The 14,289-nt window shown below is 26.1% G+C and carries 14 protein-coding genes and 5 tRNA genes; 18 read left to right on the top strand and 1 reads right to left on the bottom strand.

The window, feature by feature from the left end; all coding sequences use genetic code 4:
- Window position 1: 1 nt before the first annotated feature.
- The 3 genes from SCANT_RS03905 to SCANT_RS03895 are packed head-to-tail and all read left to right on the top strand — an operon-like array spanning window position 2 to window position 2,710.
- The gene (locus SCANT_RS03905; protein WP_053946418.1) at window positions 2–916 is read left to right on the top strand and encodes an RluA family pseudouridine synthase; all 915 of its coding nucleotides are present in this window, start codon (window positions 2–4) and stop codon (window positions 914–916) included.
- 11 nt (window positions 917–927) lie between these two features.
- Window positions 928–2,235, top strand: coding sequence for a rhomboid family intramembrane serine protease (locus SCANT_RS03900; RefSeq protein ID WP_053946417.1), 1,308 nt, complete (start codon window positions 928–930; stop codon window positions 2,233–2,235).
- A gap of 4 nt (window positions 2,236–2,239) precedes the next feature.
- Complete coding sequence (locus SCANT_RS03895) at window positions 2,240–2,710, top strand: deoxycytidylate deaminase (protein WP_053946416.1); 471 nt, start codon at window positions 2,240–2,242, stop codon at window positions 2,708–2,710.
- A gap of 171 nt (window positions 2,711–2,881) precedes the next feature.
- Here SCANT_RS03895 and rnhC read toward each other — a convergent pair whose 3' ends face one another.
- Entirely contained in the window at window positions 2,882–3,760 is an 879-nt protein-coding gene (gene rnhC / locus SCANT_RS03890; RefSeq protein WP_053946415.1) for a ribonuclease HIII, read from the bottom strand.
- Between the two features lie 101 nt (window positions 3,761–3,861).
- Here rnhC and SCANT_RS03885 point away from each other — a divergent pair, with 101 nt between their 5' ends.
- The 15 genes from SCANT_RS03885 (at window position 3,862) to SCANT_RS03815 (ending at window position 14,239) form a co-directional block, all read left to right on the top strand.
- Complete coding sequence (locus tag SCANT_RS03885) at window positions 3,862–5,427, top strand: hypothetical protein (RefSeq protein ID WP_053946414.1); 1,566 nt, start codon at window positions 3,862–3,864, stop codon at window positions 5,425–5,427.
- Window positions 5,428–5,429: 2 nt separating this feature from the next.
- Window positions 5,430–5,750, top strand: a complete 321-nt coding sequence (locus SCANT_RS03880) for a holo-ACP synthase (protein WP_235443283.1) — start codon at window positions 5,430–5,432, stop codon at window positions 5,748–5,750.
- 131 nt (window positions 5,751–5,881) lie between these two features.
- The gene (locus SCANT_RS03875) at window positions 5,882–6,751 is read left to right on the top strand and encodes a thymidylate synthase (RefSeq protein WP_053946413.1); all 870 of its coding nucleotides are present in this window, start codon (window positions 5,882–5,884) and stop codon (window positions 6,749–6,751) included.
- On the top strand, window positions 6,751–7,221 hold the full coding sequence (locus SCANT_RS03870) for a dihydrofolate reductase (RefSeq protein WP_053946412.1): 471 nt from the start codon (window positions 6,751–6,753) through the stop codon (window positions 7,219–7,221). The genes SCANT_RS03875 and SCANT_RS03870 overlap by 1 nt, the downstream gene beginning before the upstream one ends.
- Before the next feature lie 2 nt (window positions 7,222–7,223).
- Window positions 7,224–8,105 carry a lysophospholipid acyltransferase family protein gene (locus SCANT_RS03865; protein WP_053946411.1) on the top strand — a complete coding sequence of 294 codons (882 nt, stop codon included), beginning with the start codon at window positions 7,224–7,226 and terminating at the stop codon, window positions 8,103–8,105.
- A gap of 24 nt (window positions 8,106–8,129) precedes the next feature.
- The gene (locus SCANT_RS03860) at window positions 8,130–9,440 is read left to right on the top strand and encodes a thymidine phosphorylase (protein WP_053946410.1); all 1,311 of its coding nucleotides are present in this window, start codon (window positions 8,130–8,132) and stop codon (window positions 9,438–9,440) included.
- A 278-nt stretch (window positions 9,441–9,718) separates the two neighbouring features.
- Window positions 9,719–9,794: transfer RNA gene (locus SCANT_RS03855), tRNA-Thr, on the top strand.
- Window positions 9,795–9,808: 14 nt separating this feature from the next.
- Window positions 9,809–9,892, top strand: a tRNA-Tyr gene (locus tag SCANT_RS03850).
- Window positions 9,893–9,897: 5 nt separating this feature from the next.
- A tRNA-Gln gene (locus SCANT_RS03845) sits at window positions 9,898–9,972 on the top strand.
- Window positions 9,973–9,990: 18 nt separating this feature from the next.
- A tRNA-Lys gene (locus tag SCANT_RS03840) sits at window positions 9,991–10,066 on the top strand.
- A gap of 18 nt (window positions 10,067–10,084) precedes the next feature.
- Window positions 10,085–10,173 (top strand) — tRNA-Leu (locus SCANT_RS03835).
- Between the two features lie 97 nt (window positions 10,174–10,270).
- The gene (locus SCANT_RS03830; RefSeq protein WP_053946409.1) at window positions 10,271–10,591 is read left to right on the top strand and encodes a Vmc-like lipoprotein signal peptide domain-containing protein; all 321 of its coding nucleotides are present in this window, start codon (window positions 10,271–10,273) and stop codon (window positions 10,589–10,591) included.
- Window positions 10,592–10,720: 129 nt separating this feature from the next.
- Window positions 10,721–11,743, top strand: a complete 1,023-nt coding sequence (locus SCANT_RS03825) for a DNA adenine methylase (RefSeq protein WP_053946408.1) — start codon at window positions 10,721–10,723, stop codon at window positions 11,741–11,743.
- Window positions 11,743–12,675, top strand: coding sequence for a Dam family site-specific DNA-(adenine-N6)-methyltransferase (locus tag SCANT_RS03820; protein WP_053946407.1), 933 nt, complete (start codon window positions 11,743–11,745; stop codon window positions 12,673–12,675). The genes SCANT_RS03825 and SCANT_RS03820 overlap by 1 nt, the downstream gene beginning before the upstream one ends.
- Window positions 12,662–14,239 (top strand): AlwI family type II restriction endonuclease, encoded by a 1,578-nt coding sequence (locus SCANT_RS03815; RefSeq protein ID WP_053946406.1) that lies wholly within the window; start codon window positions 12,662–12,664, stop codon window positions 14,237–14,239. The genes SCANT_RS03820 and SCANT_RS03815 overlap by 14 nt, the downstream gene beginning before the upstream one ends.
- Window positions 14,240–14,289 lie beyond the last annotated feature (50 nt).

Raw genomic sequence — 14,289 nt, 5'->3', positions numbered from 1 at the left:
GATGAATCAATTAGAAATTAAATTAGAACATGATGCAGGACGATTAGATAAATTCTTAACTGAGTATTTAAAAGAAGAATATGATTTTTCTAGAAGTTATGTTCAAAAATTAATTGAGTCAAAAGATGTCCTTGTAAATAATCAGGAAGTTAGTGTTAAACATAATCTACTATCTGGTGATGTTATTAAAATGAATTTTAAAGAACCAAGTGAAATGGAAGCAAAACCAGAAGATATTGATTTTGAAATAGTTTATCAAGACAAAGATTTATTAATAGTTAATAAACCCAATGGTCTTGTTGTCCACCCAGCAGCTGGTAATCCAACTGGAACATTAGTAAATGGGTTATTATTTAAAGTAAAAGACTTATCTTCAATCGGGGGAGTTTTAAGACCAGGGATTGTTCATAGACTTGATAAAATGACGACAGGTTTGATGATAGTTGCCAAAAATGATAAAACACATAAAAGTCTGACAAATATGTTAGCAAATAATGAAATTCATAAAGAATATATTGCTTTAGTTCATGGGGTAATTGAACCAAATGCTGGTAAAATTAATGCGCCAATTGGTCGTCATAAAGGTGATCGCAAAAAAATGACAACAACAGATATTAACTCAAAACATGCAATTACAAATTTTACTGTTTTAGAACGTTATGAGAAACATACAAAAATAAGTTGTGTTATTGAAACAGGGCGAACTCATCAAATTAGAGTTCATATGGCATATATTAAGCATCCAGTTGTAGGAGATCCCTTATATGCTTTTAAAGAAGATATGAAAGAAGAATTTGGTCAATATCTTCATGCTTATAGATTGACATTTAATCACCCAATAACTAATGAAAAATTAGACTTAATAAGTGATTTACCAAAAGAATTTAATGATAAAATCAATATGTTTAAAGAATAGGTGAGTATATTATGATAAATTTTAATCAATTAAAATTGAATTTAGTTCACTATTTTGTTAAAGTTGAAAAATATAAAGCTTTGGAAAAGTATAGTAATGATTATGTATCTTATTTAATTAACCCAAAGGCTAAATTTAAAATAATTAGAGTAACTTTGGGTTCACCAGTTACAACTGATAAAAACTTAAATGAAATAAAAGAAACTTTGAAATCACAAAAAAGAGAAAAAATAGAGATATTAAATATTGCTTTGAGTGATTCTGATATTGGTATTGAATTGGAAGGAACAACTTTTAGTGTTTCTAATTTAGAAAATACTAAAATTAAGTTAAAACCTTATTTTTCTAAAATTGATTCTATTGAAGAACCAGAAAAAGAAACCAAAGAGGACTATATTTCTGATGAGGAAATGGTTGAAATATTAAAAGATCCAACAAAATCTTCTAATTTAAAATTCAAAAAAGCAATTCAAAGAATGAATAGAAATAGTCCAATATCAATATTTTTAATTGCAATATTCATAATTATGCCTTCAATTACAGCTGTTTTAAGTTTATTATGATTTCCTTTAACAAACGGGCTTTCAATTGATTTATTTTTTGGAGCAACAAATAGAAATTTAACAATTGTTGGTCAACAATGATGAAGAATTTTTACATATGGTTTTACATCAAATTCTAGTGGTATTTTTATGGCCTTAATTCAAATATTTGTAGCTGGATCAGCTATTAAATTAGCAAGATATACAGAGGGTCTAGTTGGTTCAATTAAGTTTGCAATTGCTATATTTATTACTTATCCATTAGTAGGTTTCTTTGTTAGTGCAACTGTTCCAACTCAACAAGCAGTTTTTTCAGGTGGTTTAGGTTTTATGGCAAGTGTTTTAGGAGTATTGGCAGTAACAACTTGGGACAAAAAAAGAGAACCAATTCAATTATTTTCAAAAAATAGAATGGTTTTCCCAATTTTATGTTTAGTTATTTATCCATTATTTTTAGCTCAAGCTCACCTTTATATAATGATTATTGCATCAGCTGCAATTTCGTCAAGTATTTACTTACTATTAATTTATAAAAAAGAAACATTAGACAAATTAATAATATTACCAATTATAATTTTAACTATTTCATTACTATTGCCACTTACATTTTCTTTAATAAGTTATTATGCACCAGCACATGATCCATATAGTGTAGGTTCATTACAGTTATATGTCATGAAAAATTGAATGACATCTGAAAAAGCAAACTCAATTATTATAAAAAATGGTTGAAATTGATATATTGATGCAAGTGGTAATATTTCAAAATGAGGTTAAAAATATGAAGAAAAGAAAAGACTACATAGATTGAGATACTTACTTTTTGGCAATGGTTCAACTAAATGCAATGAGAAGTAAAGATCCATCAACTCAAGTTGGTTGTGTTATAGTTAATGATTTGAAACAAGTTGTTTCTACAGGATATAATGGTTTACCAAGAGGTTTAAATGATGATAATTATCCTTGATCAAGAGAAGGCGAATTAGAAAAAACAAAATATCCATATATAGTTCATGCTGAATTGAACGCAATATTATCTTCAAAAGAATCTGTTCGAGGATGTGAAATATATACTAGTTTATTTCCTTGTAATGAGTGTACAAAAAGTATTATTCAATCTGGAATCAAAAAAATTGTTTATTCTTCTGATAAATATGAGGGAAATATTGAAAATAAAATAGCTAAAAAAATGCTAAATGAAGCAAAAGTCGAGTTTGTTTTTAAAAAAGAAGTAAAAATAATTTTAAGTTAAAAAAATAATTTTATATTCTATTTTTTTTTTTTTTTTAAGAATATAATAATAAGGTGTTAGTTTTACTAGCACTCTGTATTTCGTGTATTAAATTATTAATACGCTATCAGTGCCTACTCAATGCGTCCATCATTGAGTATAAAAAAAACCCTAACTATAATAAGGGTTTTTTTATTTTTTACTGTTGAAATGCATTTTAGTAAAACTTGTTACTTTATCTTTCATCTCAGCTTTATATTTATTAACATACTCTTTTACATTATTACTAGCTCCTAAAGGCAGTTTGACATTATATTCTTTTTCCAAATCTTTGATGCTTTCTAAAAAGTGATATCTTGCAATAATACTGGCACAAGCAACTGAAAGATATTTAGATTCAGCTTTGGTTTCAAAGTGGATATCTTTAATTATAATTTCTTGATCAATTAAGTAATTATAATAATTTTTTTCACTTGCAAATTGGTCCATAATTATAGGTATTTCTTTCAGATTATTGTTATTTCTAAAAAGTCGCTTTAAAGCTTGATTGTGACAGATTGCCTTTAAAATATGAGTATTTTTATAAATATCAAAAGCTTGATTATATTTCTTATTTTCCAAAATATAAATCTCTCAAATTACTTTATCTTTGATTTTTTCAAATAAGTTATAGATATTTATATCTGTAATTTTTTTTGAATCAGTAATTTCTGCTAATAAAGTAGGGTATTTAATTTCAAAGTCCCTTTCAACATAAGCACAGCAAGTTATTAAAGGACCAAAAAAGTCTCCAACACCAACTTCGTCACAACCAATATTAGGTAATGTAATAAATTTATTAACTACTTTGTTAATTTTATGGTCTTTTAAATTATATTTTAAACTAAATTCTAAAGCTTTTTTTCCTTGAATAAGTAATGTATTTGTATTATAAATACTAATAAGAAGATCATTAATTTTAAATAAATATTTTATATTTGAATTATTTGAAGGAATTAAAAATTGCTTATTTTCTTCAATAATTTTATTTAATATCTTTTGAGTTACTTTTTTAAAACTTAAATTTTGCATATTTTTTACTCTTTCTAGATAAATTATAAAGTAAAATAGGGGTTAATATAAAATAATAAAATTGGTATAATTAATTTTAGTAAGAATGGAGTGAAAGTTAAATGATTAATATAGGACCTTGATGGCTATTTGATATATTAGCTTTTTCTATTATTATTAGCTGTACTATGTTTGGAATGAGAAAAGGTTTTTTTGTGACTTTTTATATATTGGTTTTACAAGTAATAGTTATTATTATCTTACTTTTTGTTCCAGCATTATTAACAAACTCTTTGAATCCATTATTAATGCAATTGTGGGTAAAACTTAGGCTTGTTGATGTCTTTTCCTACTTTGGTGATACAATTGGTAAACTTGTCAGTGGTTTATTACCAAATAACGGAAGTGAATCTGGATTACCAGTAGGTGCTGGAGGAACAGGATATGAAATTTTAAAGACATTATCAGGTTTAATACTGTATCTTTTTATGTGCGTTTTTGTTTTTACAATAGTCAATCTAATTGGTTTAATTTTATATAGAGCTTTTAAGAAAAGAATTAATAAAATGAAAGTAGTTAGAAAAGTTGATACTTTACTTGGAACTTTTAATGGTCTTGCCATCGGTATGGCATTATCAATGAGTTTTAGTCTTTTTTTATCTTTTCCTTTATTTCAAACAGAAAATCAAAAAATCGGGTTAACAAACTTTTCAAATATGACAGAAGAACAAATTAAAGATACTATTTTTGGTGGAAATTCTTATAAAAAGTATTCATTATCACGCAAGATAGCTGCACCTTTACCATCAGTTCCTGTTTTTGCTTTTACTTATACAAATGGATGTATCAATAAATATGTTATTAATCCATTTTCTATTATGGCAATGCAATTAATTTCAAAGCAATCATTACCGGATTTAAAAAATTTCTTTTTAGTGTATGAAGATGTTATGGCAGAAGGTTATGCAACAAATAATCCATTGCAATTCCCAATTTCTGCATGTATTGAAACTATGCCCCAAGATACAAGAGCATTATTTAGATTTACTTCAGAAATGATGTTAATGGGTTCTACAATGTTTGTAAATGGAGTAAATAGTCAAAAAGCAACTGTTACAAGTGTTGAGCTGATAAATGCTTTTGACCAATATTATCTAGAATCAGGAAAAGATGACAAAAAAATCCACGATGGTTGATTAGATATGAAAGAGTTTGAAAAATTTTATGAGTGAGCTCAAGTTAAAACAGAGCAAGATGGTATTGAAGCAAATCCATTTATTACCTTGGCCAATAAATTAGATGCATCATCGGGAGCTTCTGGCACAAGTACTAATCAAAGATATTTATCAAAAATTTTAAGAAATGCAAAACAGAATTATAATTTCTTTAAAAACATTAATTATGTTAATGCTACAACAAGAAGTAATTTAGACTCAATTCCTTTTTTATCAACAATTTATACTGCAACTTATTTAATTGAGGGATTTGAAATTACTCCTTCAGGTGAATTAAAACTTGGTGAATTTTATGATTCAGAAAGTCCTAAAAAAGATGTTGAACCATCAAATAATGATATTGCAAAAATAAATCATGATAAAGAATTTTGAAGAAATGTTAATGATAAGGGGTATAGTGGAACTTACTGAATTGAACATTATTTTAATTTTGCAAAAGGATATTGAAATTAATTATGGCAAAAATTGGAATTGATATTGTTGAAAATAAAAGAATAAATTTGGAAGAAAAATTTTTAAAGAAATTTTTACATCAAGATGAAATATTATTATTAAATGATTTACAAAGCTCTGAAGCAAAATTGCAATTTGCTTCAGGAAGATGAGCTGCAAAAGAAGCTTTGATTAAATGTCTTGAAGTACCATTAGAAGTAAACAAAATAAATATTGTTTATCGAAATAGTAAACCAGTAATTGAAAATAGTAAATTTAAAAATATTGAATTATCAATAAGTCATGAAAAAAATTATTCAGTAGCAGTTGCTTTAAATTTATAAATTATTATTCCATACTAAATTTGTATGGAATTTTTTATTTTTTATTAGATAAAATTAGTTTCAAAAGTATTATGCATTAATAGTTAATATATATTTTTGTAATTCTGATATATAATAAATTGGGTGAAAAAATGAAACAATATTTGGATTTAGTAGAAGAAGTTTTACAAACTGGCGAACGAAGAAATGATAGAACCAATACAGGAACTATTTCAAAATTTGGAACACAATCGAGATATGATCTAAGAAATGGTTTTCCTTTAGTTACAACCAAAAAATTATTTTTTAAAGCAATAGTTCATGAAATACTTTGATTTATTAGTGGAGATACTAATATTAAATATTTGGTTGACAATAAAGTAAATATTTGAAATGAATGACCTTATGAAATTTATAAAAAATCTAAGGATTTTCAAAATGAAAGTTTAGAAGAATTTGTTCAAAAAATTAAAGAAAATAAAAGATTTGCAGATTTACATGGGCAATTAGGTCCTGTTTATGGAAAACAATGAAGAGATTTTAATGGAGTAGATCAATTTAAAAATTTAATTAATGATATAAAAACAAATCCTTTTTCAAGGAGACATATCATATCTGCTTGAAACCCTGCTGAGGTAAATCAAATGGCTTTACCACCATGTCATTCCTTATTTCAATTTTATGTATCAAAAGATGGTTTTATTGATTTACAACTTTATCAAAGAAGTGGAGACATTTTTTTAGGAATACCTTTTAATATTGCAAGTTACTCTTTGTTATTGGAACTAGTTGCAAAAGAATGTAATTTAACTGCACGTTATTTTATTCATACAATTGGTGATGCTCATATTTATTCAAATCATATTGAGCAATTAAAATTACAATTAACAAGAGAGCCAAAAAAACTGCCAACTTTAAAAATTAATTTTAAAAATAAATCTATTTTTGATATTAAATTTGAAGATATTCTTTTAGAAGGTTATGAAAGTCATCCAACAATAAAAGGAGCTGTTGCAGTTTAATGATTTCTTTAATATGAGCACAAAGCAAAAACAATATTATTGGCAAAGATAATAAATTACCTTGAAATATTAAAGAAGAAATGCAACATTTTATTAATTATACAAAAAACAAAACTATTTTAATGGGTAGAAATACTTGAGATTCACTTTCAAAAAAACCCTTGCCTAATAGAAAAAATATTTTAATTACTTCAAGAGAATTAGAAAAGAGTTATAATAATTTAGAAGTATCCAATAATTTAGAAGAAATTTTAAAGAAATATCAATTAAGTCAAGAAGAACTTGTTATCATTGGCGGTTCTCAAATTTACAAAAGTGCACTAAATTACGCAGATAAATTAGTAATTAGCATTATCAAGCAAAATTATCCAGGAGATGTTTTTGCACCTCAATGAGATAATTTATTATTTAAAATGACTCATAAAGAGGATTTTAGCGAATTCACAACTTATTATTATGAAAGGCAATAACTATGCAACAATTAGATAAAAAACAAGAAATTGAAATAAAGCAAGAATTAAATACCCAAGAAGATAAGGATAAAAAGGAAATGGCTTATGTTAGTAAATGAAGATTATTTACTAACGCTTGAAGTATTTGAAGAGTAACTGCAAAAGCAAAAAAAATTACAAGAAAAATTAAACAAGACCCTAATTTATATTCAGAAGAGTGAAGATATAATTGAGTTAAAAAGAAGATTAGAAAAGTTTTAAAAATAGCTAATGTTGAAATTAATGTTATAGGAATTGAAAACTGATTAGATCGTGGAATAGTATTGGCTCCAAATCATCAATCGAATTTAGATTCAATTCTTATGCTAGCAATTAATGACTTTTCATTACAACAACCAGTTGCTTTTATTGCCAAACAAGAGTTATGAAAAACTAAAATATTTAAGCATTTTATGAATTTAACAGATAATATTCCTTTGGATAGAAACAATCCAAGAAGTGCGTTAAGTGCAATGAAAGAAGCCAAAGAATTAATATCTGATTATAAAAGAACAGTTGTTATTTTTCCAGAAGGAACTCGTAGTGCAAAGCAAGAACCAGAAGAGTTTCAATCAGCAAGTATGAAATTAGCACAAATGGCATATGTACCAATTGTTCCTGTTTCAATTATCGATTCATATAAATTATTTCAAAAAAGAAAGCATGGAAGATTTGTTATTAAGGTAGTTTTTGGTAAGCCAATGATGCCAGAGAAATTTATTTCACTGAAAACTGAAATGCTAACTAAAAATGTACAAAAAGAAGTTGAAAAAAATATTAATTTATATAAAGATTGAGATCCTAAAAAATTAGGTCTTAAACCAAAAAAAGTAGATAAAAAAAATAGAACTAATTTTTATTAATTGATATGAGTAGGAGAGATAAGAATGAATTTTGCAGAAATTATAAATAAAAAGAAAAATAAAAAAGAATTAACTTCTCAAGAAATTTTTTGAGTGGTTAATTCTTTTGTTAATAACACATTAAAAGACTATCAAATGGCGGCCTTTAATATGGCAATTTGATTCAATGGAATGAGTTCATCTGAAATTGCCAATTTTACACAAGCAATGATTAACTCTGGAATCACTTATAATTTAGATGGTGTTAAGGGTTTAAAAGCAGATAAACACTCAACTGGTGGAATTGGAGATAAAACAAGTTTAATCTTTTCACCTCTAGTTGCAAAGTTTGGTGTTAAGGTAGCTAAATTATCAGGGCGAGGTTTAGGTCAAACTGGGGGAACAATTGATAAACTTGAAAGTTGTCCAGGGTGAACTGGTGAAATTAGTGAAGAGAAATTTAAAGAAATTTTAAATACTGTTGGTATTTCAATTATGAGTCAATCAAGTGATATTGTACCAGCTGATAAAAAATTATATGCCTTAAGAGATGTTACAGGGACAGTAGATTCAATCCCTTTAATAGCTTCAAGTATTATGTCAAAAAAACTTGTAATCCCTGCAGATAGCATTATTTTAGATGTAAAAATGGGTAGTGGGGCTTTTATGAAAGATCTAAAAAGTGCTATTGCTTTATCAAAAGCAATGATAGCAATTGGAAAAGAACATAAAAGAAATGTTAGTGTAATGATAACCAATATGGATCAACCATTAGGAAGAGCTATTGGTAATGCTATTGAAGTTAAAGAAGCTTGAGATACTTTAAACGGAAAGGGACCAAAAGACTTAATTGAATTATGTATAACTGCAGCTGGTTTAACATTGGTACAAAATAAAGTTTTTAAAGACCTAAAAACAGCCAAAATTGAATTAACCAAGGTTTTGAATGATAATAGTGCCGCTCACTTGCTTAGAGACTTTATAGGAGCCCAAAATGGCGATTTTAGCGTCATTTTGGACTATGAAAAAAATTTCTCAACTAAGCATGTGATTGAAATTAAAGCAAAAAAAGAAGGGTATGTAGCTTTTTCATCAGCAGATGAATTAGGCTATCTTTCAATGCATTTGGGAGCTGGAAGAGCTACAAAAGAAGAAAGCATTGATTTTGCAGCAGGAATCTATTTAAATAAAACTACAAATGAGTTTGTTAAAAAAGGCGAAACTGTAATGACATTATATACAAATAGAGATAGTATTGAAGAATTTCAACAAAAGGCTCAAGATTTAATTTTAATAAATGATAATGCTCACAATGAGAAATTAATTTTAAAACTATTAACTGTTGATGATATCTAATAATTTTAAATTTTCAATTAATAACCATTGAAATTAAATAATTTTTAAAATATAATAATTATGTCTGGAATAGTTTTAAAAATCATTAGCCCATAATGTTTATTTAGCCCTATCAAATGAACATAATTATTTAGATTTATAATATTAGCTATTCTAGAAGTTTTAAATAAGTGCTCCGCCCAGAGTGCTTTTTTTTATTTTTTTTAAAAATTATTGACTTTATATTCTTTTTTTTTGTATAATTGAAAAGGTTCTTACTTTTACAAAAAAGGATAATTGCTGACTTAGCTCAGTTGGTAGAGCAATTGACTAGTAATCAATAGGTCGAAGGTTCAAGTCCTTTAGTCAGCACCACAATTTTATATCATGGGGAGTTAGCGAAGTGGCTAAACGCGGGTGGCTGTAAACCATCTCCTTACGGTTCGGCGGTTCGAATCCGTCACTCCCCACCAGTAATTGGGCTATAGCCAAGCGGTAAGGCAAGGGACTTTGACTCCCTCATGCGCCGGTTCGAATCCTGCTAGCCCAGCCATTTATTTTTATTATTAACGTCTCGTTAGCTCAGTCGGTAGAGCAACTGGCTTTTAACCAGTGGGTCATAAGTTCAAGTCTTATACGGGACACCATTTATTTTTATTATTAATCCCCGGGTGGCGGAATTGGTAGACGCACTGGACTTAAAATCCAGCGACTTTAAGCGGTCGTGCCGGTTCAAGTCCGGCCCCGGGGACCATTATTACGGACTTGATTAAAAAAACACTTTATTAAGTGTTTTTTTTCTTTTTTAATCATTTATAATAAATATGTTAAAACAAAGAGGTATAAAACCAATGAAAAAATTTTTAAGTTTATTTGCAATTATGGGTTTATCAGCTTCTACAAGCACTATCGTAGTATCTTGTGGAGAGAAAGATCCAAATATAGTAAAAATTTATGACTATAATGGAAAGCTTGTAGATAAAATTGATAAGAGCATAGTTAAAGGTTGAACTTGCATTGGAATAGGACAAAAGGATAGTTCATATCTTGTAATAACTTTTATTGATGGTCAAGAAGAATATAAGAAAGAATATGGACTATTAGCAGGAGAAGTTGATTGATGAAATGTTTACTTATTTAAACTAATTTGAAATGTGGATATAGAAATTTAAAAAATATAAAAATAGCTTTATATATTGGTACAGAAAAGTAATTAAAAAACCCAAAGTTTATTATATTTCAAAACATAGTTAGAGTATTACTTAATTTATAATAAAAATATGTTTGATGAAAGAGGAAATATGTTTAAAATAGAGAATAGAAGATATACAGGAAGTAAACAACGCCTTATTATTGAAATAAAAAAGTACATAAGAAATAATTGTTCTGGAAAAATATTTTGTGATATTTTTGCTGGAACAGGTTCTGTTGCAAATGCTTTAAAAGAAGAGTTTGACTTAATAATTGTAAATGATTTTCTTTATTCTAATAATTCAATTTTTGAAGGTTTTTGAGGAAAGCAAGATTATGATGCAAAAAAAATTGAAAACTTAGAATTAGAATACAAAAAATTGGATTCTAATTCTTTACCCGAAAATTTTTTTTCAAAAAATTTTGGTAACAAATATTTTGAAAAAAATGATAGTAAAAAAATTGGTTGAATAAGAGAAGATATAGAAAAAAAATTCCTTAGTGATTTCTTAAACCTAAGAGAAAAAAATATTCTTATTGCATCTTTAATTTTCTCTCTTGATAAAGTTGCAAATACAGTAGGGCATTATGAGGCCTTTTTGAAAAAAAATATTCCCAATTTGAAACAGAAGTTTAAGTTTTCTTTAATTTGCCCTGAGGGTTCAACTCTAAATAAAAAAATAAAAATTTATAGAGAAGATGCAAATGAATTAATAAAAAAAATAAATGCTGATATTTTATTTATAGACCCACCTTATAACTCAAGACAATATTCTAGATTTTATCACTTACTTGAAACAATAACAAAATGAGATAAACCTGAGCTTTTTGGGGAAGCACTAAAACCTAAGCCAGAAAACATGAGTTTATTTTCAAGATGTACAGCTAACATCGCATTTAAAAATTTAATAGACATTGCAGTATGTAAATATATTGTAGTTACATATAATAATACATTTAATCCAAAAAGCAGTTCTTCTAAAAATAAAATAAGTTATGAAGCAATTTTGGATATATTAAAATCTAAAGGTAAAGTAAAAATTTTTGAAATTCCTCATAAATTTTTTTCTTCTGGCAAAACAGAATTTAAAAATCATATTGAGTATTTATTTATAGTAAAGGTGGCTAAATAATGATAGTAAAAAATACAAAAAGAAGCCCATTATTTTATGTTGGTGATAAATATAAAGTAATAGATCAAATAAAGATTTTAATTCCAGAAAAAATTGATGTTTGAGTTGAGCCTTTTTTGGGTGGTGGAAGTTCTGCAATGAATATAACTGCAAATTCCTTTATACTTAATGATTTTGATAAAAATGTTATTAACATTCACAAATATTTATTTAAAAATTCTGGAAAAAAAATTGAATTTTTTAGAAGAATTAAAAAGGATATTGAAAAATTTGGTTTATCTTCATCGTTTTTTGATATAAATATGCCAACAAAAATTTTAAAAGATGAGTTTCCTAAAACTTATTACTCGGTTTTAAATAAAAAAAGTTATATTAAGTTAAAGGAAAAATTTAATTTAAATAAAAAAATTGATTTGTTATATTTATTATTGGTTTATGGATTTAATCATATGATAAGATTTAATTCATCAAGTCAGTTTAACTTACCTGTTGGAAATGTTGATTTTAACAATACAACTGCAAGGGCTCTTAATTGATATTTTGATTGAGTAAATGAAAATAAAACTCAAATTGAATTTTATTGTATGGATTATAAAAATTTCTTAGAAGAAAGTATATTAAGTAAGTACAAATCAGAAGAGGTTTTTATATTTTTAGATCCCCCATATTTAATTTCTAAAAGCGAATACAATAAGTTTTGAGACGAGGGAAAGGAAAAAGAATTATATGAGTTTTTAGATTTACTAAATTCTAAGGGCTATAAGTTTGGAATTACAAATCTTTCAATCCATAAAGGTAAGCAAAATATTTTTTTCGAAAAATGAAGGTCAAAATATATTTCAAAAATATTAAAAAGTAATTTTATTAGCTCGCACAATAATTCAATAAAAAATAGTGAGGAGATATTTGTAACAAATTATGAAAAATATTAAACCATATAAATATAAGCCATTGTCATTTTCTACGACAATGAGAAATCCCCAAAGAATTCCGTCGTTTTTAAAAATTATTAAAAAAAAATCTGGGGAAATTTTAACTAATGAAGTAATCAATGAAATTCTTGAAGATATAATTAAGGAAAAAATATACAAGCCTTTTTTTATTAGTAAAAATGAAAAGTTTAAATTAATTTATCAAAGTGAAAATAAATTTAATAAAGAACAAATTGAGGAAATTATAATGAATTCTCCACAAAATCATAAAGAGGCTGGTTTTGATAAAGGTTGGCCTTCAAGATTTGACACTTTTTATAAACTAATGAAAGAATGAGGTTTACTTTATTATAAAATTGGAGAAAAAATAGAAATATCTGAATTAGGTGAATTTCTTATTAAAGCTTTTGAAAATGAAGAACAATTTGATATTTTTGCTTCTTATTCTATAATACTATCAAAATATAAAACTAATAACTTATATAGAAAAAATTTAAACAGTAATAAACCTTTAATTTTACTTTTAGATACTATAAAGAAAATGAGAAAAATTTTAAATGAGGATTTTGTAGGAATTTCAAGATTAGAAATACCAATTTTTTTATGTTGAAAAGACGATGATACGGAGTTATTGTCTAATTTTATAATTAAAATAAGAAAAGAAATTCCAAAAAATAAATATACTAAGGAAAATATATATTGTGAAATATTAAAATATTTAGACACTAACTTTGAAACTATGGGAAATTATATAAAACTTACAAAGATTTTTAATGAATCAACTGATGAATATATAAGAAAAATGAGAGAATCAGGACTTATATCTCTTCGAGGTATGGGAAAATTCATAGATTGAAATAGTTCCAATCGTGATGTAATAAATCATATCTTAAGTATGGATTCAGAAGATACTATAAATAATGAAAAAGATTATTTTAAATTTTATGGAAAACTTGATAATAAAATTCTTGAACTTTTTGAATGTAAAAAAACAGGAATTGATAAAAATCTTATTGAAAAAAAACAAGAATTTTTGGTTAAATTCGGAAATGAGCTTTCTTTTGAAGAATTAAATGAAGAATTCAAAAAAATGAGGAAAAAAGCTCCAAGTGAAAATTTTGTACTAAAAGATATGTTGGAACCGACAAGACTAGAATTTTTAACTTCAGTTGTTTTTAAAAAGAAATTTCCTGATTCTAGTGTTATGCCTAATTATTTATGTGATGATGAAGGAATACCTTTTAACCATGCCACAGGAAATAGACCGGATATAGTATTTTTAAGCGATCTGATAAATTTTCCTATTGAAGTTACATTAATATCTGGCTCTGCAGATTTAACTGCAAGAGAATTATTTCCTATTGTTAGACACCTTAAAGATGATGAAATGTTTAATAAGCACAAACTTGTTTTATTAATTGCACCAAACTTTTATGAGGATAATTTTTTAGCAAGAGCATTTCTGGAAGATGATAAAAAAATTAAAATGAAATTTTTAAAAATTGAGAATGTAGTTTCGGCCTTATTAAATATGAAAACACCAAATGAAGTTATAAATTTATAATCTTGAAATAAAAAAGTAGTTCAAGAAACAAATTTACTGTTTCTGACTAC

This window comes from Spiroplasma cantharicola, from assembly GCF_001281045.1.
In the GTDB taxonomy this organism is placed as follows: Bacteria; Bacillota_I; Bacilli_A; order Mycoplasmatales; family Mycoplasmataceae; genus Spiroplasma_A; species Spiroplasma_A cantharicola.
This window is presented reverse-complemented; position numbering and strand designations above follow the sequence as displayed.